We start from the raw sequence: 21,533 nt of genomic DNA, 5'->3' as shown, positions 1-21,533 counted from the left end.
TGTAACAAATGAGTTGGATTTACGAGTTAAATTAATTATTGAAAACTACATTGAAACACTTAGGAGGGTTGTTGTGAAGGATAAAGAATTAGAAGAAATTTGTGTAGGTTTATATAGAAAACATAAACAGGCTCTGGATTTGATTTTTGATAATAAACCTGATTCTGGTAATGTTGTGTCAGATATCATTAATGAGTATTTGCAGACTAGAGCAAATGAAAATCGTGATATAGTTTTTGATCCTACATATTCAACAAAGACATTACAGAGATTTTCACTTGAATCATTTGATACAATCCTGCCGCCAGTTTCTAATGCACCAGGAGGGTGGGGGAATGGAATAAATTACTTTTGGGAAATAAGAAACAATTATATAGCTGGTAATATTGGAATAAAATTTGTTGTGCATAATTATGATATGTTGAATGGTGAAAAAGCTGCAAAGCTATCACAGCTCCTCAATAAGGACTTGAAGGAAAACTGGCAATGGAAGACATTTGAATCAATAATATTTTCTTATACTACTAAAAACCAGATAGACGAGTTTTTGGATGGAGATTACGATGATATAAAGAAAACTTTGTTTTCAAAATTAGATAAGGCTATGGATAAGGTATTTGATTTTGAGAAAGAAGTTGTTAAAAAGTGGTCTGAAATAGTGTAAAGTTATATTTATAAGGGAAATTTTTATATAGGGTGTAAACAATTTGTCGGAATTATGGAATTTTGCGGAATTGTCTAACTAATATTAAAGTATGTATACAAGATCTTGGCGAAGTATGCCTTGCTCATTACGGCGTCTGATTTTTTTATGAATACTGTAAATAAGTCCTTAGAAAGCGGTGATTTCAGGACTTATTTGCATTTTAGGATTTGTAATTTTGGAAATGGAACGTGTGTTTTATTGAAAAATATTATTTTTTGATTGTTTAGTTTACCCCACCTTATAACCTTTTAGCGAAAGTAAAACGAATTAGCAAAATGTATATAATTTAGCGAAAGATATTTTAAGTATTAAAGAAGTAATGGTCTAATTTAATATACATGGAAACATAGTATGAACATTCGAAGTTTAAATTAAAACCATTCTATTTTTGTGAATAATCATATGCGGAAATGTGGACGAGCATATGGAAGAAAGGTTTGGAATTCAACGGATGAAGGGTTTTTGGAGATGCAATGATAAATAAACGGAAAAGGGTAAAGTAGGCTGCAACAACAGGCATGTTGATGATGTTGTGTTTTATAAGGCTTTTGTTGAAGCGTATAATGCGGTGGTTGAAAAAAATGAACATTTCAGGACAAAATGGAAAGAAGAGCTTGAAAGTGATGATGTACTAATAAAGGTAACAGCTAAGAGGTTTATTGGAATATTTAAAGATGCTACAATAATTGAAGAATTTGATGTAGTTTTGTTTTTTAAAGTTGTGGAAAAGATAATTGCTTTAAATGAAGGATTTTTAATAGTCAGTTTGTTGGATGGTACAGAGATAGAAATAGAATAAAGATAAAATTTAAATCCGACATTGATAACAAAGAGTGTTATTAAAAGTCGGATTTTTTAATTTCTTATTTAAATTTGGAAAATTTATGTTATAATTTTTACAAAGACAATTATTCTTCATTAAGTAATATAATCATTTGTTTGGGTATATTTAATTTAAGTTCGTTGGAGGTGTTTTTTTGAAGAGTATATTAATTATTATAGGAATAATAATCGCTTTTGTTTTATTAGCTATTGGAGTTACAATTGACACCATAGATATTAATCGGAAAACAAAAAACATATAGGTTCGAAAAATATAAAAAAGAACCGGTCAATCAAGGCAGAATCTATATAACAAATACGAAGGGACTCAATATTGGTTGATGAACTTAAACGGATTGCGGATGCTCTCAATATGAAGTTTGAACCTACATTTACTTCAATAGACGGCAATTCAATGTCTAATCTTGATAGAGGTTAGATTCCAGCGGAATTATTCTGCAGATGAAGAAAAAGGGGGATATGTAAATGAAATTTAGAGAATCAAAAGCATTTGTAGCATGGCTTTTAATAATTTGCATCGCATTGTCTATGGTTGGTTGTGGTGCCACTAACACTTCGACAACTGAGCTGGAAACTGCAGATGAAGTCACTGTCATTGACGAAACATCAGCAGATAAAGTTTCGGAATCATCTGATACAGTCAGTCAGGACATATCTTCAGAACCGGAGAATGAGGTTATCCAAAGTGAAGCCGATCCGGATTCTTATAATGAAAATGTTACTGTGGAAGATACTTCATTGGAAGATGAACTGAGTGAAATCGAAGCTATGGAGGATGATACACTAACACCTACACAGCGAAATGCAATTAATATGCTGAATTACATGACGGTTTTGACACAGGAAATTAACGATTCCAAGAAAAGCCGTATCTTCCTTGACAAGGCATATGATTCTCTGATTAACAACACATATCCGAATGCAATAGATTCAAAATCGCAGACGCAGATAACAAGTATGCTTGACACGCTACATCAGTATCAGATGATTTCTGTAAAGAGAGAACGTCTTGAGTACATTTATGAGCAGAATCAGGCACAGGCACTTCGTCATGCCATTCCAAATCCTGTCGGATTATTGAGCGTAGTTCAGTCTGGTAGTCTGCTGAAAGCGGCCGTTTCTGTTATTTATATGGCCGTTGATTCTGTAACAAGCTATGAATCCGCCTCAAGCCAGGCTGATTTGCAGTATCTGAAAGATGGATGGGAGTTGGACGATGCCGAAGCTGAAGAAGTTCATAAGAGCAGAAAAGGCGCATTTGATTATATGGTGAGAATGGTTAATGATAATTCTCTTCCTGGGGACTACGCACTAAACGAGGATGCAGTTAAGAATTTAGTTGAGTGGAAAAATAAATCCAATCTTGTAAGTAAAATAGCATGGTTAGAGGCTAACCAGAATACATATAAAGAGTTCGGCCCGTATTGGCTTGAGCTTGCGAAAAACTATTACAATTCAGAAGAGTATGAAAGCTGTTTAGAGGCATTTACAAAATATGAAGAAGTAACAACTCGCATTTTCCGAAAGGATACGGATTATGCGGAGGCTCTTCCAATGGCTATTATTTCCGCTAAGGAAAAAATGACTTGTGCCAAGTATGTTGAGTATGCCGATGCCAAGACGACTATTATTTTATCAAACACAAATGATTCTGATTGGCCACTCCGTTATTTCGTTGCACAGATAGATCTTGATTTATACAACATCACGAAGGACAGCAGCTATTTGGATAAGGCGTATAAAATTGCCTTTGATAATGTCAATGTCTTGGTTGATGATCAGAAAGAATTGAATGCCTCATACCTTGCGGCTGTAAAGGAAGAAAAGGTCGAAGACGGTGCAACAAAACAGCAGAAGGAAGATACAAAGCAATACAACAAAATGCTTAAAGAAGAGCGAAAGGTCGAATTACCTCCTGTCAGCGAAGCACTTTATCTAAATTGCGATTTGCTGTTTGCATTAGCTGAAGAGCGTGGAATTTCATCCAAAGAACAGAAACTGTTTAATGCAATTCTGCATGAAAACGGTGATTGTATTTTCCTGACCGAAGCGCTGGATGAAAGATTCCGTTTTGAAAACAACGGAACTGCCTTTGATTCAGGTGCGTTGAACATTGAATTTGACGGTAAGGAACTCAGCATCTCGGCATCTTGCATTACGGACAGATCTACAATAAGTGTTGTTGTTTCTGGTTCAAATGAAAAGGTTACAATTGATGACTGGACAGTGAAGAAGGTTGAAAGACCTAAGAACGCAGGTTGTTCGGAGTTCGTTGTTACATTTGTAAGTGATTCTGCGAAGAAATATAAATATGCGGCTGGAGAAAACATTAGTATTAATGTTGTTCCGGTTGCTGAGTCTCCGAATGAAGTTATTAAATTTACGTACGATGTAGTTGCTATTAAAAAACTGCTTGTTTTTGATGGCATTGCCTTTGAAAGGAAGTAATTCTATGAAGCGGTTGTCGGTACTGTTGCTAACAATAGCATTAATGTTCTCATCTGCAGTTCCTACTTATGCCTGTGATGAGAGCCAGACAAATACATATGTCAAACAAGTGCTTTTTGGTGATCAAGCCTCACAATATGAATCCGATGAAAATATAAAAATGCTGCTGAATGCTTTGTTTCTCTGTAGCGAGCAGCATGATAATCTAGGACAAGACAAGCTTACTCAACTAAAGGATAAAAGAGTTGGTATGCTGCCAACACTGTCCGGTATTAATGTTTCCGGGGACAGCTTGTTAGATTGTGCGCATAACAGTTGGGAATATGAGTTTGTCGGAGATAAAAAGGCACAAGCTAATCGTAAGAAAACACTTCAGCGCACGGTAAACAAGGTATTTGATTTTGGCGTAATCAATAATATCTTTTGCAGCGGTAGTGGTAAGTGCAATAGCTTTTCAGCTTTGCTTTATTACACACATATTCTTTCCGATTACCTGGCCGATGATCCTAATGTAACTGAAACAAACGTACACGGTAAAAGCGTTTCATCGTATACGGGTCAGCCTTATATAGAATTGAATTGTAATATTCCTTCATTCACAAATTCCCAAAAGAAAAATACTGCTTCATTTGCACAATTCAGTTCCTTTGATTCTTTAGGTCGTTGCGGTGTTGCCTTTGCCAATATCAGTACCGACAATATGGCTCCGTCAGGATCTCGACAGAAAATCGGAAGCATCATACCAACGGGCTGGACTATTGTTAGATATCCAGGCATAGTCAATTCTGAACCACCATACTTGTATAACAGATGTCATTTGATTGCTCATCAATTGAACGGCAATGATACTGCGGCAAACCTAATAACCGGAACAAGGTATCTAAACGTGTCTGGTATGAATCCTTTTGAGAGAAAGGTCGCTAACTACATCCAAAGCATGGGCAACCACGTGCTATATCGTGCTACACCGATTTTTGAAGGTGATAACCTTGTGGCTTCAGGAGTGCAATTGGAGGCCTATTCTGTGGAGGATGCGGGAAAAGGTATCTGCTTTAATGTTTATTGTTATAATGTGCAGCCAGGTGTGTCAATTAACTATGCAAACGGTTTGAATGAAATTTCGGATGAAACGTATGATGCGGACAATATGATACCGTTTGCTGTTTCAAATCCAAGTGACTCAAATCCGGACTTGATTTATGAGGTAAACAAACATCTTGCGATTCTGTTTGGCACCCAGAAGAGTTCTTTCAACTACACTTCCATGATGAACCAGATTAACGAAATTGCAAATAATGCCAGGGTTGTTGGAGATAAAGGAGAATCCGAAGCACAACGTTATATCAAGCTTAAGGGATATGAGTATGAGTATTTTAATACCTTAAAAACTTATATACCTTTGTTACTTCAAAACGAGGATTTTTTTAATTCAACGTTCAAATAAATGGGGTAGACAAATTCCCGTATACCTTGAAAATGTAGATATGTTTCCAGTTACTGCTTGATTATTAGATATGTTTCCGTAAACGGTTGACATCAATTCTATTGTCTCAAAGCACGTTGAGACTGTTGTATTGATAGAAAAGAAATAGGTTGAAATAAAAGGGTTTCAATGTTTTCAAGTAAAAATTTAGGTGTGTTTTATGTTCCCTCAGATGAAAATTTAGGGAATTTTTTATATGGGGGTAAACAACTTGGCGGAATTAAGATATTTTGCGGAATTGTTTTAATAGATATGCTTGTTCAAACTGCGCTTATTGATACCGTAGTTCTACTACAAAGAAAACACACCGAGAAAGTCTTGATAATTCAGGGGTTTTCTCATTTGTAAATATGTCTCTGAAAATTGATTGATAATGAAGTATATAGGATAATGTATGTTATATAAGATTGGCAATGATTATTGCTAGATAATACAAAGTAATGCCTATTAAAACCTAATAAAACCGTGACAGTTTATGTGACAAATGCTATAATTAAAAGAGTAATTAAGAGGAGGTAATTATTATGGCTGATGTATCAACTGAAAAGTGGTCTTCACTAGATGAAGTAGCCTCGCATCTTGGAGTTAGCAAAGACACTTTATATAGGTGGATTGCAAATAAACAAATGCCAGCACATAAAATAGGTAGATTGTGGAAATTTAAGATTAGCGAAGTAGATGAATGGGTAAAAACGATAAGCGCAACTGAAAGATAAATAAAATTTGATTTTTCATTAGAAAGAGGTGGTGTCATGGAAAAGTTTAAATGGACAACTTCAAGTGCCTGGTTAGAAGAAACGTTTGAAGTTTTCAAATATATTGATGATCAATTTTCAGTTGATCATTTGAGTGATCTGGTTAAGAATGGCATTTTATTTGGGGACCGAAAAGAAAGCTCAGCAAAACGTGTATTTACTGCTATAAAGTCTAGGTATTTAAATGATAACATCGATAGAGTTGTTTCATTATCGAAAATACTAGGTTCGTCAATTTCGGAGCAGGAAAAGAAAAACTACTTACTGATATTCTATTTGGAGTATGAAACCTTAACGCAATTTTTCATGGCAAAGTATGTGTATGACAATTTTAATAAACTGTCACAAAAAATATTCACACAGATGGATTTGGATAAATTTTTTGAGATCGTATTGACAGACTATAAAAGCCTTTTGCCTGCCAAACTTCAAACTGAAATAAGCAAAGCAAGTATGATAAAGGTCAGGAATCAGCTTTCAAAAAATCTTGAGGCTTTTGGTTGGGTAGAAGAGAAAAAAGATACGTTTATAATTAAAAGGCCAGGCCTTACACCAGAATGGTTTGTTTTCACACTTTATATGTATTTTGAGAGTGATCACATTAGTGCGAAAGAAGTTTACCAATCTGATATTTATAAGAGATTCTTGCTAAATGAATATGATATTGAATATCTCATTGCAGGGGCAAAAGTTAAAGGGTTACTTGAAACAAATAGATTGGGGGATATCAATACAATTACTATGAAGGAAAAGGGGTTAATTGACTATGCACGAAATTTTAAATAATGTGACAGCAGAAGTTAAGAGGGTTATCAACAAGCCACCTTCAAGGCCGATTAGGTTGATGCTATTTGATACAACAGCATTATGTAACTTAGTACAAAACAAGATCAAAGATGAGTTTGATAATAATGAAATAATCAATATAAACAATTTTTATAAGAGTAAACAATGGGAGAAAAACGCAGATAGAATTGCTGAAGCTGAAAGTAAATATGGAGTTAATAATATTAAGTTTCAGAAAATTATCTGCGAATTATTGGAAAAGTACATAGTGAATTATGTGGAACAAAATAGACCTAACAAATTATTGGTTATAGAAGACTCAGAACTCTACAGTAATGGATTTGATCCTATACATTTTCTCTCAGCCTATATGTATGAGCATTATATTGTCTTAGATAATGAAATACCTATAATATGGCTTACTATTGGTCAAAAGGAAGAGTATGGGACAAATGAATATAGATATTACAAAACGGAGTTTACAAGAGGAAGGCAAATAAAAATCACACAGGATAGCTTTAGTAGCTGCGTTTTTGATTATAAATCCGATTATTGATGGGAGATAGAGAAATGAAAAAAGTACTTGATGTATTCGAAAGAGATATAAAGAGAGAATTTAATGATGTCACAACAGTTGATCGTCATATTACAGCGTTAGATATAGAAGAATATGTAATGACAAGAAATGTGGAAAATATTTTAGGCAATTTTGTCGCATACTTCTTCGATGATCCTAAATACCCAACACTTAATATGAAATGCCAGCTTTTACAAGATAAATACAGAGATAAAATTGGACCAGGTGTTTGGATAAGAGGCTTTTTTGGAGCCGGTAAATCTCATATGCTTAAGATCATGCATGCATTATTTTCTGAGGAGACGATTGATTATATAGATGAAAATGGACAATCGACAAAATTAAATGTGACTAAAGCTATACAAGAAAAAGTAATTAGTAGCGATATAGCTGAATTAATTGGAAACATAAAGCCTTCAGAGTACATTACCTTCATATTCTCTGCCAACCATATAACAAAATCAGGTGATACAATTGTTGATTGTCTTCCTAAAGAAATTTCAAGACAAATGGGATTAGCTTTTGATGAAGACAGAGAATTTTCTGCATTGGATGTTTCTGAGTTTCTAAAATCCACACTATCAAGTTCAGGAAAGAGAAGAATGATTATTTTCATCGATGAAATACTTGATGTGCTTGATACTCCTGAGAAGGTAAGAAAATTCGAGGGGTTAATTGAACTTCTAAATAATGATATTTGGTTTGTTGTAACATCATTAGAAGCGAAAACAAAGCTCTTATCTACATCAACTGCAGAGCGAATGATCCACCGATTTGGACAAGAACAAATATTATATCCAGAGGAAATGATATGGATTGTTAAACGAAGATATTTGGCAAAAGATGAATTCGCTGTGAATGATATAGAAAGTAAAGTGAATATTGCAAAGATGCAGTACCTCTTTTCCAATGCATATTTATCAGACACTGAGGATGGCAAGATTGAAATGCCTAATATGATTGGTTCGTATCCATTCTATCCATTCCAGTTGGCATATATGAAAGAGCTTCTAAAAAATGAGAGCAAGGGTTCTGCTCGTAACATGATGAAAACGGTTAAGTCTATTGTTAAGAACCCGGAGGTTTATGACAAAGAAGTAGGATACTTTGTAGATATTGAACTTATTTATGAAGAATTAAAGAATAAAAGAAGTATCGAAGAAGAGTATAGTGATTTGATTGGCGGACTTGAAGGTGCGCCTATTAGTGATGTTAAAAATAATCCAGTAGATAAAAAGCCGTTACTGAAGACTTTAAAAGCAATTGTTTTATTGTCTCAAGTTAAACCAGAAGGAATTAAGGCTAATATGATATTGCCTTTTGTATATAGCGAAAAAGATATTAGCAATGAGAATAAATTGCTAGATATGCTTGAAATTTTGACGAATGAAAATTTTATCAACAACGAAGGTGGCGTATATAAGCCAATTACAAAAAAAGAATCTGATGTTTGGACTAGAATAAAAGGAGTTACTTCCATAACGGAATCTGCTATAAGGGATTATATAAATGGCAAAATATACAAAATGTTCGGGGCTAAACCAACTGCTGGTAAAAATATAATTACTGGAAAAATAAATGATTTTACTAAAGAGATTGCATTAGTACTTAAACCATCAGATGTAAGTGTTGAATTTTCAAATGTTTATGCTTGTATTCCATTTGATAGCGATATTGAGAAATTGAAAAAGGACGCATTTGAGGCGAGTAACAATAAAGAAAAGCTCTTTATTATCCCAGAAAAAAAGTATGATGGCATTTCATTGTACAAAGCAACGAAATTCTATCTTCAAATGGAAGAGGCCCTAAAAAGAGAAGCCGATTTTGGAATTGATCAGAAACTGAGAATTCAAATTGAAACCAAGAAAGACATTGCTGTCGATGGAGATATAGATAAGATATTGGAAGAATGCTTCAGGAATGCGGTGATTTCATATAATGGACAAGAAAACAAAGATTTTTCAATATCAGCCCCTCAAAGAATGACTACTGAGTGTGAAAAAATGCTAAAGAAAAAGTACACAATGTTTTTCGGAAAACTCCTAAGAGAACAAGTGGATACATTTATTAATAAGCAAATTCTTAGTCCAACTCATAAGATGACCTCAGATTATTTAAAAGGTTTGGATCTGATCGATGCAAATGGAAATGTTAATACGAGTAATAGATATTATAGTGAGTTCCTCAAGTCGTTTCCCGATAATGGATTTGAAAAAGATGGTTCAAGCATTATAGATGAGTTCTCTAAAGGTAAATATGGATGGGACTTAGACACAATCAAAATTATGACTGCTTTAGCTCTTAAGAATAGTGACCTAAAGGCTGCTAACCAGGGCAAGGTATTCTCAATACCTGAAGATAATGTTGAACTTACAAGCAAAAATGGACCTTTTGCACCTAGAAGGAGGGATGGGTTTGATGCTTTAAAATTTACGAAGATTAATATTTCTGATGAAGAAATACGAAATGCCATAAGAGCTATAAAACTTCTTGATCCTAATATGGCAGTTGATCTTAAACTTAAAGATGTTGCAGATAAAATCAAAATTATTATGGAGAAAGTGAGTGGAGCGACCATAGACTCTTATTCTGATGTAGTTCCACAGAGTATCAAAGAAAGCCTTGGAGTTACTGCTTCTGTAGCGGCTGATATAAAAAAAAGAATGGATGCTGAGGATGTAATTGTAACGTTTAATAAAAAGTTATATACTGACGAATTTGACTTAATGACATCAAGGATTAGAGAAGCACTCTATATTTCTGACCATAAAGACAAAATTGCAATGATCTGTAAGGCATATGCAATTTTGAAGAATGATGACGAGACCTCTCGAGTTGAAGTGAAAGACCTTGCAGAAAAATTCATTTGTGGTGAAATAAAGCTCTTTGAAGAAATAATAAAAAAATACAAAGTAATTTTTCAACATAAGTACAGAGCTTATGAAAAACTATATACTGACATTATGACAGACATAAATAGCTTGCCGGAGTGGACCGTAATTTCTGAAGAGCAACAATTTGAAGTTAAAAAGCTCATAAAATTCGCTAAATTAGATAACCTAGTTTTTGATGAGCTTAAAGTTAATGGCTTAGGTACATTAGATGATTTTAGAAGAATTTTATTAGATCTTTCTGCATCAAAAACAAAAGCGATTGAGAAGGTTCATACGTTCAATGACTATAATGAAATGCTTAAGAAAAAAGTATCATTAATTGGATCTGGTAATACTCAAAATAATACTACTATTAAAACTCCACCGGTAAATAATCGTGTTTCAAAGAAATTGCGTGCGTACTCAAACGGTAAGATTATTAACATTGATAGTTTGGAAAAGTTAAGTGAACTCGACAATGTATTCAATGAGATAAAAGAAAAAATAAAAAAAGACGTAGAATCTGGCAAAAAAATCACTTTAGAATTGTAGGAGGAAACAAGATGTCGAGAGTTACTTTAAAGCCTGTTATTTCTAAGCTTAGAGAAATTATTATTAAAGATATAGCTGGAAAGATGGAAAAATACGGATTCGACGATACAGGTCGAGTTATGAGGAATAAACCACTTAGTGAATATGATAATGTTATAAAAAATAACTTGGTTAGCTTATTCAAAGGTAAAAATATAGAGGGTAATAAAAAGGAATACATTGCATATATTCAAGACAGTGCAAGAACTTTTCTTCATATTTTGATTTGTTTTAAAACTATGGAACAAAGGGGAATAATGGGCAATGTTGTTGGTCGATTAATGAATGACCAATTATATGATGCCGTTATACCGGATTTTAATAATGTTCATCCATTGGCGTTTTCTGATTTAAGCGATAAATTTAGCGCAGAAATATCAATTATGGAAGAGAAAGACAATTATGAAGAAGACAGAGAGTATTATAACTTTATATATATGCTGTCTGCTCTTACAAAAGAAATGGCCAAAGAAGTACCACTTCTTTTTAAGGATTATGAACATAACTTAGTTCATCCTGATTTCGAGGGGTTAAAAGAAATACTCTTCAATATAAATAAAATTGATGAAAGTGAATATGCAGAAGACGATTTTTTAGGTTGGATATATCAGTATTGGGTGGATATTAAAGATGATGAATTAAAGACTGCTAAAGGAGAAAAAGATGTATCTTATGCGAACTCGATATTTTATGAGATACTAAACAATCTTGAAGAAGAACAAACTCAATTTGGTGAATTCTACACACCAAGATGGGTTGTTAAGTATATTGTTGATAATACACTAAAACCATATTTTGAAGAGAACAAGAAAATTGAAACAATTAAATTGCTTGATCCTGCATGCGGAGCAGGTAACTTTTTGGTCTATGCTTTTGATGTTTTCTATGAATTATATAAGATTGAACATCCTGACTGGCCTGATAATCATATAATCGGGAACATATTAGAAAAGAACATTTTTGGTGTTGATATTCAAAGAGAGCCATTACAAATTACTGCGATCAATTTATGGCTAAAGGCTAAGAGAAAAGCGCAAGATGTTAGAATCAAAAACTTAAATTTGTTCAATATGAATATCTTGAAGGCAAACTCACTCTATCGTTGGGAAAATGATCAAGAAGAAGTAGTTCAATTGTCATTGTTCCAAACAGAAATTGAATTAACTGAGAAGAAGTACACTGCAGAAGATATTGGGCAATATATTTCTGCCCAGGCGTTCATTGCCAAAAAAGAAGTGAGATTATTCTTTAAGAATAAATTTAATATTATTGTTATGAACCCTCCATTTGTTGATGCACGAAAAATGGATTCTAAGACCTCAGAATTCTTGAAAGCTGAATATCCCAATAATTCTAGGAATCTTTTTAGTTCTTTTATTGAACGGTCAATCGAAATAGTCTCTAAGAAGGGGATAATTGGATTTATAAGTTCTGATACTTTCATGTATCTTGGAAGTTTCGATAAGACTAGAGCAATGATTTTGAGCGAAACAGTTATAAAAAAAATCTTAACATTAGGAAGAGGTGTATTTGAAGGGCCAACTGTTGATGCTTCTATATCGATATTTGAAAAAGGTGGTCTAAAATCTAGCCAAATATTTTGTTCAAACTTATCTGGAATATTGAATGTGCTTGAGAAAAATCAAGATGTCATATCTTCTGCAATAGCTCAAAGTGAAAAATATGAAATAGATCAAAACAAATTCAAGAAAATTCTTTCATATCCATTCCTATATGATATAAGTGATGAGATTCGAGGCATATTTGCTAAATCACAGTATTTAGGTGTTGATGAGTTAAGTCCTGCTCAAATAAAGCAGGGAATGGCTACTGGAAAGAATGAAATGTTTTTAAAAAAGAAATGGGAAATTCCACAGGAATTAATTGACATTGAATATTTTCCGTATGCAAAAGGTGGTGGATATTCTAAATATGCAAATGACCTTAACGATTATGTATTATGGAAAAATAATGGAAGCGATATAAAAGCATTTAAGGGATCAGTTATTAGAAATGAAAGCTACTATTTTAGAACTGGAATTACTTATAGTGACATAACAAGCGGCAATAATTTTAGTGCTAGGCTATTACCGTCAGGATGTTTATTTGATGTAAAAGGATCTTGTATTTTTTCGGATAAAATAGACAACAGTTACTTGCTGGGATTTATTAACAGTAAATTTGCGAATTACATTCTAAAAAAATTGAACCCGACTCCTTCATTTCAAGTAGGCGATTTGCAAAGAGTACCATATAAAATTCCTTCGGAAGCGTATAAAAAAGAAGTTATCATTAGGACAAATAGAGCGAGAGAATTAAAAGAGTATCTGTTAGGATTTGGTTATTTATCTGATTTTTATCATACCGTAGAAATTTCATACGGATTTGCGCAAGGTGCCGAAACAATATTTGAGGCATATAATCTTTATCTTAGAAAGATAGAAGATGTTGAAAATGAATTATTTGATCTTCAAAAGGAAATTGATCAGCTAATATATAAAATTTATGATTTATCTGAGAATGATATTAAGAGAATTGAAGATGAATTCCCAGACAGGAGTATTAAGAATAAGGGCAACAACGATTTTAAATATGCAGTTATAAATTACCTCAGAGCGATTGTAAAGGATTCAATCAAGAAAAATAATTCAAGACTGTATACTGATGAAGAACTTGTAATAGTAATTAGTCAACATATTGAAAGTGAATTTGTAGATGGATACACTATCATCAATGAAATTGAAGCTATTCTTGAAAAAAGCATACCTGATTTTATACGAGGTGGTGTAAAAATTGGATCATCTGTAACTACTTTTGCAGGCAAAGATAGTAAGGATTATGATGAACCATTGCTGCAACAAAAAGTATTATCTGGTACAGGATCTAATAAACAAATTGTATTTTGGCATCTTTCGCACTTTTTGTTAGAATTTGAAGAAGATAAAAAATATGTAATGCAAAATGAAATACGTCGACTAAGTAATGACGTGTATAGACCACGGTTACAGACCGTAAAAGAAAAACTCCAAGGAAGTGTTTCTGGGGCAGAAAAGAAAGAACTTGAAAAACAAGAAAAATTATTGTCTGAGGCAGTTAAAACATTAGAATCTTGGAAGGTCGTAAATTAAATTACTGGAGGTAGGGATAATCGATGCAATTAGTTGTTGAAACACTGAAAAAAATAATGAAATTGAAAGCGGGTATTATCCCTGCCTATATTTATGATAAAGAAGGTATTTATAATACGTTTGTGGATTCAATAGGACTTGAATTCGACGTCTCAATACTTACAAATGATTCAAAAATTACTCTGCAGAATATTTTAAGAGAAAAGCAATTTAAAAAGAACGTAGTTATTTATAGCCGTTTTAACATTGATATAGACAGTATGGTGGTAGCAAAAAAACTGCAACCTATCGAAATCACTGGAGAGCTAATCTTAAATGCATGTTACCAGACAAAAGAAAAAATAAAAGGTAGTATTTTACTTACTGCAGAGCAAACAAAATTACTATTGAATAATTTCGAAAGTATTGTTAATAGTTTATCTTCTTATGAAAAGATTAATGATGAAATAGTCAAACTCGAACTGGCAAAGTATGTCGTCGGAAGGAAACAGTCAATTAGAGAGTTGATTGTTTCTTATTTTAAAAACGAAATTACATCAGAAAATTTAGAAAATCTTAAGTTGCAAGAACAAGTGAAAATTCATGGTGAAAAGTATTTTGGAATATCTGTTTTAGACTATCCCTGTGGCAATAATCTTGTGGCTAAAATATTAATATCGCTTCATTCTATACGTCATAAGGGAATTGGGGCTGAGTATAATGACTACCTCTTACCTTTAGATGAAGACAGACTTATAAGAGCCTATAATTTTATAAAGTCAAATGAAGAGAGTTTTGTTAATGAAATCAGTGAAACCAATCTGCTCTTTTTAAGGAAAAATGTTGAGGAGATTAGCTATTATATACCAAAGTTATTTGAGAATTTTATTGCTGAAAACATTTCAAATTACAGCAATATTGTTATTGTTAGGGATCGTATTTGGACAATGGACATGAATATGTTGACTGACTTTGTCGATTGTCTTGCTGAATTGGACCACCTGCTTAATCAATATGTATCATTTTCATTTATGACAAATTCAATTGATGAAATACTCAACGAGTACAAAGAAGTTCTGTATAAAATTGATACTAAGTACAGAGAAATATCTGGACTATATGAGTCTTTATCATTCAATTATGATGTATATGTGAAGGTGGAAAAAGCTCAGGTTTATCAAAAAATAACAGATAAATACTTCAATGTTCTATCAAACATTAATAGCAAATACATCAGTGGTTTTGATTTGATAGTATCGGAAAAAAGTAATTCAATAAGGCAAGATGAAGTAATGAAGAGTATTAAGTTTAGAAAAAATACGGTGTTTATTTTTGCTGATGGCTTACGTTATGAGATGGCTAAGCCGCTAAAAAATGACATGGTATGTGAAGAGGTTGTTGATTACAATGTTTATTCTGCTTTACCAACTGAAACAGAAATTGGTATGAATGGGTATTTTATTACTGATGAGAAGTTAAGGTTAAATTCTAAAAACGTATTTGAATTAGTCAAGCAAAATAAAACTATTGTTCAAATAATCAATTGGAGAACGGATAAGCTTGCCGAACTGATTGGTGATTCTGTTATTCCATTTGAAGAGTTTAAGAAGACTAAAGATTACATCGGGAGTGTCATATGTTTTTATAATGATGTCGATAACGCTTTGCACAGCTACAATAGCTTTAAAAAGGTGACTAATTCTGTTATCGATTTAAGAAAGGCTATTCAATACTCAATAGACCGTAATTTTGATGTGATGCTCTTGTCAGACCATGGGTTTATAGATATCGGGAGTAAAATTCAACTTCAAGATAATGAAATCGATAGTGAAAAAAAGAAAAGTAGATATTTAATTCTCAATTCTAATGAAAAGGTCAACACAATGTACTATCAAGATGGCATTAAAATTGCGGATTTTATTGAAATGGAGAACAAAAAAATTTGCTTCATTAACAGCGTAAATTCACTTAGGCAGACAACAAGATATACACATGGTGGAATATCTCTTCAGGAAACGGTAATTACTGCACTTTTATTTAAAGCGAATAAACAAGAAGAAATAAATCGAGCAGAGTTCATTCAAAATGTAGAGGCTTTCAATGAACTTAAAATTGACATAAAAGGCGCTAAAGGCTGTGAATGCAGTGTTTATGTTGGGCCGAAAAAAATCTTCATGTGCATAGTGGAAGAAGATGATTATACAGCAAGAGTACCTATAAGAAATTATAGCAAGGGCGAAGAGTTCTTAATTGTGATAAATAAAGAAGAGCTTATTGAAAAGCGTACGATTAAGAAGTCCGGTATGACAGTAATTGATAAAGATTTGGATATTTTTTAATTGGAGGTTACAAAATGGGCTTGAATGAAAAAGTGCAGCAAGTATTTCAATACAAAGTAGTGACAAAGGGTATTGTTAATAGCCTAAAAAGCAGTATAAAACTGCCAGTTTATGTGTTGGAATATTTAATATCTCAGTATTCAGACAAAGGATTATCAAATGATGAGATCATTGAAAAGGTAAAGGACGTTTTAAATAAGCATTATATCTTACCTGAAGATAAGAACAAGATAAAAGATTCAATAAAAACGGATGGAAGCATAGTTATTATTGATAAACTGCTTGTAGACGTTGATTTGAACAAAGACATGTACATAGGTAGTTTAAATACTGCTGGACTAAAAGACATTTTAGTGGATGACGAATGGGTACGAAAATATAAAGGATTACTTGAAGGTGGGATGTGGGGACTGGTTCGCCTGGAACGAAATGAGGATAGTTCAAAGTTTCCAGTAATGGTTGGGAAATTTAGCCCTATGCAAATATCCACAGATGAAATTGATGAGTATATTTCATCCAGAGTTGAATTTACTAGAGATGAATGGCTCGATCTATTGATTAACAGTATTGGGTTAAATCCCGAAAAATTTGATTTCAGACAAAAACTTTTGATGCTGCTGAGACTCATTCCCCATTGTGAGACCAATTATAACTTAATAGAATTGGGGCCACGAGAAACAGGAAAATCATATACTTACAATGAGTTGTCTCCGTTTAGCTTACTTGTTGCTGGGGGAAAAGCATCAGTTGCTGTCTTATTCTATAATGTTGGAAAAAAAGAAGTTGGTTTGGTAGGTATATGGGATGTAGTAGCATTTGATGAAGTTGCAAACGTCAAATTTGGTGATCCTCAAGGTCCAGCTATGCTTCAAACTTATATGGAATCAGGAAATTTTGCGAGAGATAAAATGCGTATTGAGGGAAAGGCTTCAATGGTATTTGTGGGGAACATAGATAACCCTCTGCAAATATGGGAGCAAGGCGGTAATTTGTTTTCGACATTAGCAGATGAATTACAGACACCAGCATTAATTGATAGATTTCATTACTATCTACCGGGTTGGGAGATTCCAAAAATGAAAACTGACTTTTATTCTAGGGATCTTGGTCTAATCTCGGACTACTTTTCCAAAATACTACATGATTTAAGAAAAAAATCTTATTCTGATTTGATTGATAAGTACTATACATTAGACAAAAGTTTAAGCTCTCGTGACACTAAAGCTATAAGAAAAACAGTTTCGGGGCTCTTAAAGTTGCTGCATCCAGATTTTAATGCGTCTGCTGAAGAAGTTAAAGATTATTTAGAGTTTGCAATGGAAGGTAGAATGAGAGTTAAGGAGCAGTTAAAACGACGAGGTGGACTTGAGTTCTTTGGTACAACGTTTAGATATACAGAAAAAGAAACACAAATAACAAAAAATGTTTTTCTTAAAGAAATGATGAGTGGTATCGGTAACATGGTAGCACCACTTGATGTTGGAGAGATATATACTGTAATTACAAAAGACGACAGAATGTTCCCAATAAAAATTGAAACAAACTATACTAATGGGAATGGGAACTACCAAATAACTGGTAGGCCCTCTGCTGAAGCAAAAGAAACTATTAAAAATATCTACAATTATATAAAAGCTAATGCTACTAATATGGGTGTTTCTAATAAATTGTTTGAACAAACTTATATTGCTCAAATAATTGATGAAAATGGCTCAGGTGGCAACCAAGAAATTGGAGCAGCATTCTACTTAAGCATGATTTCAGATTTTATTAATCGGCCAATAAAATCTAAGACGGTAGTGCTTGGGAGCATGACTGTTAATGGAAATCTGATTAAAACTACTAATTTATATGAAAAGCTCAGTTTCATTGTCGAACAAGGAGCGAAGACAGTATATATTCCTATTTCAAATCAGCCAGATACGATGACAATGCAGCCGGACATCTGGGGCAAATTATCAATACTTTTTTATGCTAGTGCGGAGGACCTTTCGAAGAAAGTATTTGACCTTGAATGATAAAATAAAACTGTTAATAGAGATTTAATAAAATAGTTGTCGCAGGAGATTCATTGTGTTTATATAAGCTGTTTTATATATAAAATAGGCAGAGAAGTTTATAAAAATTCAGAAAAGCTTCTGCATCTCATCATATAACGCTGATGTATATGACACTACTACTGAGGCCGAAGGTGAATAACAAAATAACACATAAGTCAGTAATTATTCTATTCAAAAATGAGGTTTGTTCTATTCAAAAATGAGGTTTTTATTGAATTTCTGTTTATTCTGTAGTATGCTTCAATTAAGTATATTTTTGTGGGGTGATTAGATGAGCGTATGCTATAAGAGGCTATGGACAATGTTGATAGACATGGATTTGAAGAAACGTGATTTGCAAGAGGCTGTGAAACTCAGTCCATCACTTATGCAAAAACTGAATAAAGACCAAAGCGTCACAACTACGACGCTGACACGCATTTGCACAGCACTAAATTGCCGTATTTAAGACATAATAGAGATTGTGCCAGATGGCAAAGGAAGTAAACAATGGCTGATAATAGAATAGAAAAGAGCAAGAGCGTGCAACTTGTAATCAGAAATCAGTTCAGTTAAAATTCACTATAGCAACTGTCCTCCATTGCGAAAACACGGAATATCTTTGGAGGATAAAAGCGTATAATATTTCCGATATATTAAAAAGGAAGGTAAGCCAATATGAAAGCAGATTTGTTTAAAAGGCTTTTTAAGGCTATTTATTCAGAAGATATTGTGTCTTTGAAAAAAATTGCAAATACCATAATCCAAGATGAAAGAGAACTTGGACACGGAAAACTTGCAGATTCACTTGAATATATTAGTGCGTCTGAAAAACCAAGATTCAGCTCTTTTACTGATAAACCTCAAAACAGTAATAGCGCTGGCGTTTCTGCACTACCAACAAGTAAAAGAGATAATTCTCAACTTGTTTCTTTTGTTCCAAGAGAACTTTTGAAACATCATATGGTTTTGCCGACTAATGTCGAGGAACGACTTGAATCTATTGAAAGAGAATATGCTGCAAAAGAGCGTCTTGGAAAATACAATCTTTATCCGAAGAAAAAAATCCTATTGCACGGTTCGCCGGGATGCGGCAAAACACTTAGTGCTGAGCGAATTGCATGGAACTTGGGGTTACCCCTTCTCAAGGTTCGGTTTGATTCTTTACTTTCTTCATATTTCGGTGAATCGGCATCAAATCTTCGTGCTGTTTTTGATTATTGTAAAAAAGAACCTGTTGTTTTGCTCCTCGATGAATGTGATTTCATCGCCAAATCAAGAATAGCAACGCAGGACGTTGGAGAAGTTCCTCGAATTGTAAATATGCTTTTAACGCTACTGGACGAGTACAATGCACCCGGGCTTGTAATTGCGACAACAAACTTAAAGATACAGCTGGACGAAGCCTTGTTTAGACGATTCGATGATGTTATTGAAATTCCAATGCCTGGAATTGAAGAACGCAAGAAACTTTTAAAAATGACTCTATCTGCCATTCCTGTTGATGCAAGTATTAACTTTCACATTCTTGCGGAAAAAATGGAGGGATATTCATATGCAAACATCGTTCTTACAGCGCAGAGAGCGGCAAAGTATAGTATATTGGCAGGTAACAAGAATGTAAATAATGACTACTTTGAGCAAGCCATAGCTGAAGGCTCGAAGTTCTAAACACGGGAGGAAAATCAAATGGCAGGAACAAATGATTTCATTCACTTACCTTTTCCGTTGAAAAAAGCAGGGCTGGCAAGATACCCTCAAACACCTATTCCGGGAAAGCAAGCTACTAACCGTAATAAACAAAACAGACAGGCGCATCGCAATAATATTCACTCACAGGCCCAAGGATTATCTCGCTTTTGGCAAGACAGAAAAGATGTCCGCAATCAACAGAATTTACCTACTATAGCAGGTGGTATACCTTTCCTTCTTGAAATTGAGCCGACAACAGATGTTGAATTTTTAAGGGGTTTGGGGTTTGAGGTTGTTTGTGACATTGAAGAAGGGTTTATTGTCGTATCATCTGACCAAACTGATCTTAACGATTTTTTGCAAAAGGTAGATGGTTTTGTTACAAATGTGCGTGGAACAGGAACTGTAGCAAAAGTTTATGCGTTACATGTCGATGAAGAACGGCTTAAACGTATACTATCAAAAGACTTGTATGAACAATGGAACATTTTGGTTAATGACGAAAATTATACGGTTGAAATTTCCGTTAGTTGTTCCGGGATTTCTTCACCTCCCAATTTGCCCAACAAAAGGCATAATGAATCTGATGCCGATTACAATAATCGAATTATCGAAGCGAAAAACAGATATTTCCAAGAAGTAGATGACCTAATTATGGAGAGACAGCAACAGTTGGAGAATATTATTCACGATTACAATGGAGAGTTTCTTTCATCTTTTATAGAGGATAGCGATACATTTTCTGTTACAGTTAGGATTTTTGGAAGTGCCTTGCGTGACATAGTTTTAAATTATTCATATATCTTTGAAGTTTCATTCAAAGCTGAGATTGTTGCGGAAACTGCTGTTGAGAATACAGAGAACATATCCGACAACCTTACGATAAATGCACCATCACCAGACAGCCCTCTAATTTGTGTTATTGACAGCGGGATTCAAGAAAACCATAGGTATCTTGCACCAGCTATTATTCAAGCGGATTCTGTTAGTTTAATTCCAAATCAAGCGACAGTGAATGATGAGGTTTCTAATGGCGGACACGGAACTCGTGTTGCAGGAGCCATATTGTATCCTAACAACATACCAACAACGGGTAATTATGAACTTCCGTGTTTTATTAGAAACGTTAAGATTTTAGGTGGCAATAACCGTATGTCTGATGAAATAAGTCGTGAAGGCGTAATAGAGACAGTAGTAAAGCAGTTTGCAGTAGATGCCCAAGTAAAAACAAAAATATTCAACCACTCTATTGGTGAACGCAAACCGTTTTATGAATTGAAACATATGTCCTCTT

At 33.7% G+C, this 21,533-nt stretch carries 13 protein-coding genes and 1 pseudogene; all 14 read left to right on the top strand.

Going from position 1 to position 21,533, the window contains the following annotated elements:
- Positions 1–664, top strand: a pseudogene (locus SA378_RS05565) (hypothetical protein); the annotation flags it as partial.
- A 574-nt stretch (positions 665–1,238) separates the two neighbouring features.
- Complete coding sequence (locus tag SA378_RS05560; protein WP_318524995.1) at positions 1,239–1,505, top strand: recombinase; 267 nt, start codon at positions 1,239–1,241, stop codon at positions 1,503–1,505.
- 509 nt (positions 1,506–2,014) lie between these two features.
- The gene (locus SA378_RS05555; RefSeq protein WP_318524994.1) at positions 2,015–3,997 is read left to right on the top strand and encodes a hypothetical protein; all 1,983 of its coding nucleotides are present in this window, start codon (positions 2,015–2,017) and stop codon (positions 3,995–3,997) included.
- 4 nt (positions 3,998–4,001) lie between these two features.
- Positions 4,002–5,441 (top strand): DNA/RNA non-specific endonuclease, encoded by a 1,440-nt coding sequence (locus SA378_RS05550; protein ID WP_318524993.1) that lies wholly within the window; start codon positions 4,002–4,004, stop codon positions 5,439–5,441.
- A gap of 563 nt (positions 5,442–6,004) precedes the next feature.
- Positions 6,005–6,196 (top strand): helix-turn-helix domain-containing protein, encoded by a 192-nt coding sequence (locus SA378_RS05545; RefSeq protein ID WP_318524992.1) that lies wholly within the window; start codon positions 6,005–6,007, stop codon positions 6,194–6,196.
- A gap of 36 nt (positions 6,197–6,232) precedes the next feature.
- Positions 6,233–7,021, top strand: coding sequence for a BrxA family protein (locus tag SA378_RS05540; protein ID WP_318524991.1), 789 nt, complete (start codon positions 6,233–6,235; stop codon positions 7,019–7,021).
- The gene (locus SA378_RS05535) at positions 7,002–7,577 is read left to right on the top strand and encodes a hypothetical protein (RefSeq protein WP_318524990.1); all 576 of its coding nucleotides are present in this window, start codon (positions 7,002–7,004) and stop codon (positions 7,575–7,577) included. Before SA378_RS05540 ends, SA378_RS05535 begins: the two co-directional genes overlap by 20 nt.
- A 14-nt stretch (positions 7,578–7,591) precedes the next feature.
- On the top strand, positions 7,592–11,023 hold the full coding sequence (locus SA378_RS05530; protein WP_318524989.1) for a hypothetical protein: 3,432 nt from the start codon (positions 7,592–7,594) through the stop codon (positions 11,021–11,023).
- A gap of 11 nt (positions 11,024–11,034) precedes the next feature.
- Complete coding sequence (locus SA378_RS05525; RefSeq protein ID WP_318524988.1) at positions 11,035–14,190, top strand: Eco57I restriction-modification methylase domain-containing protein; 3,156 nt, start codon at positions 11,035–11,037, stop codon at positions 14,188–14,190.
- 23 nt (positions 14,191–14,213) lie between these two features.
- Positions 14,214–16,508, top strand: a complete 2,295-nt coding sequence (locus SA378_RS05520; RefSeq protein ID WP_318524987.1) for a PglZ domain-containing protein — start codon at positions 14,214–14,216, stop codon at positions 16,506–16,508.
- Between the two features lie 14 nt (positions 16,509–16,522).
- A complete protein-coding gene (gene brxL, locus SA378_RS05515; protein ID WP_318524986.1) occupies positions 16,523–18,526 on the top strand; it encodes a protease Lon-related BREX system protein BrxL in 2,004 nt (667 codons plus the stop codon).
- A gap of 313 nt (positions 18,527–18,839) precedes the next feature.
- Positions 18,840–19,016 carry a helix-turn-helix transcriptional regulator gene (locus SA378_RS05510; RefSeq protein ID WP_318524985.1) on the top strand — a complete coding sequence of 59 codons (177 nt, stop codon included), beginning with the start codon at positions 18,840–18,842 and terminating at the stop codon, positions 19,014–19,016.
- 209 nt (positions 19,017–19,225) lie between these two features.
- Complete coding sequence (locus tag SA378_RS05505; protein WP_318524984.1) at positions 19,226–20,218, top strand: ATP-binding protein; 993 nt, start codon at positions 19,226–19,228, stop codon at positions 20,216–20,218.
- A gap of 18 nt (positions 20,219–20,236) precedes the next feature.
- Positions 20,237–21,533: S8 family serine peptidase (locus SA378_RS05500; RefSeq protein WP_318524983.1), on the top strand; the 1,297-nt coding region annotated here is incomplete at its 3' end.

It is taken from the genome of Sedimentibacter sp. (assembly GCF_033447055.1).
GTDB lineage: Bacteria > Bacillota > Clostridia > Tissierellales > Sedimentibacteraceae > Sedimentibacter.
This window is presented reverse-complemented; position numbering and strand designations above follow the sequence as displayed.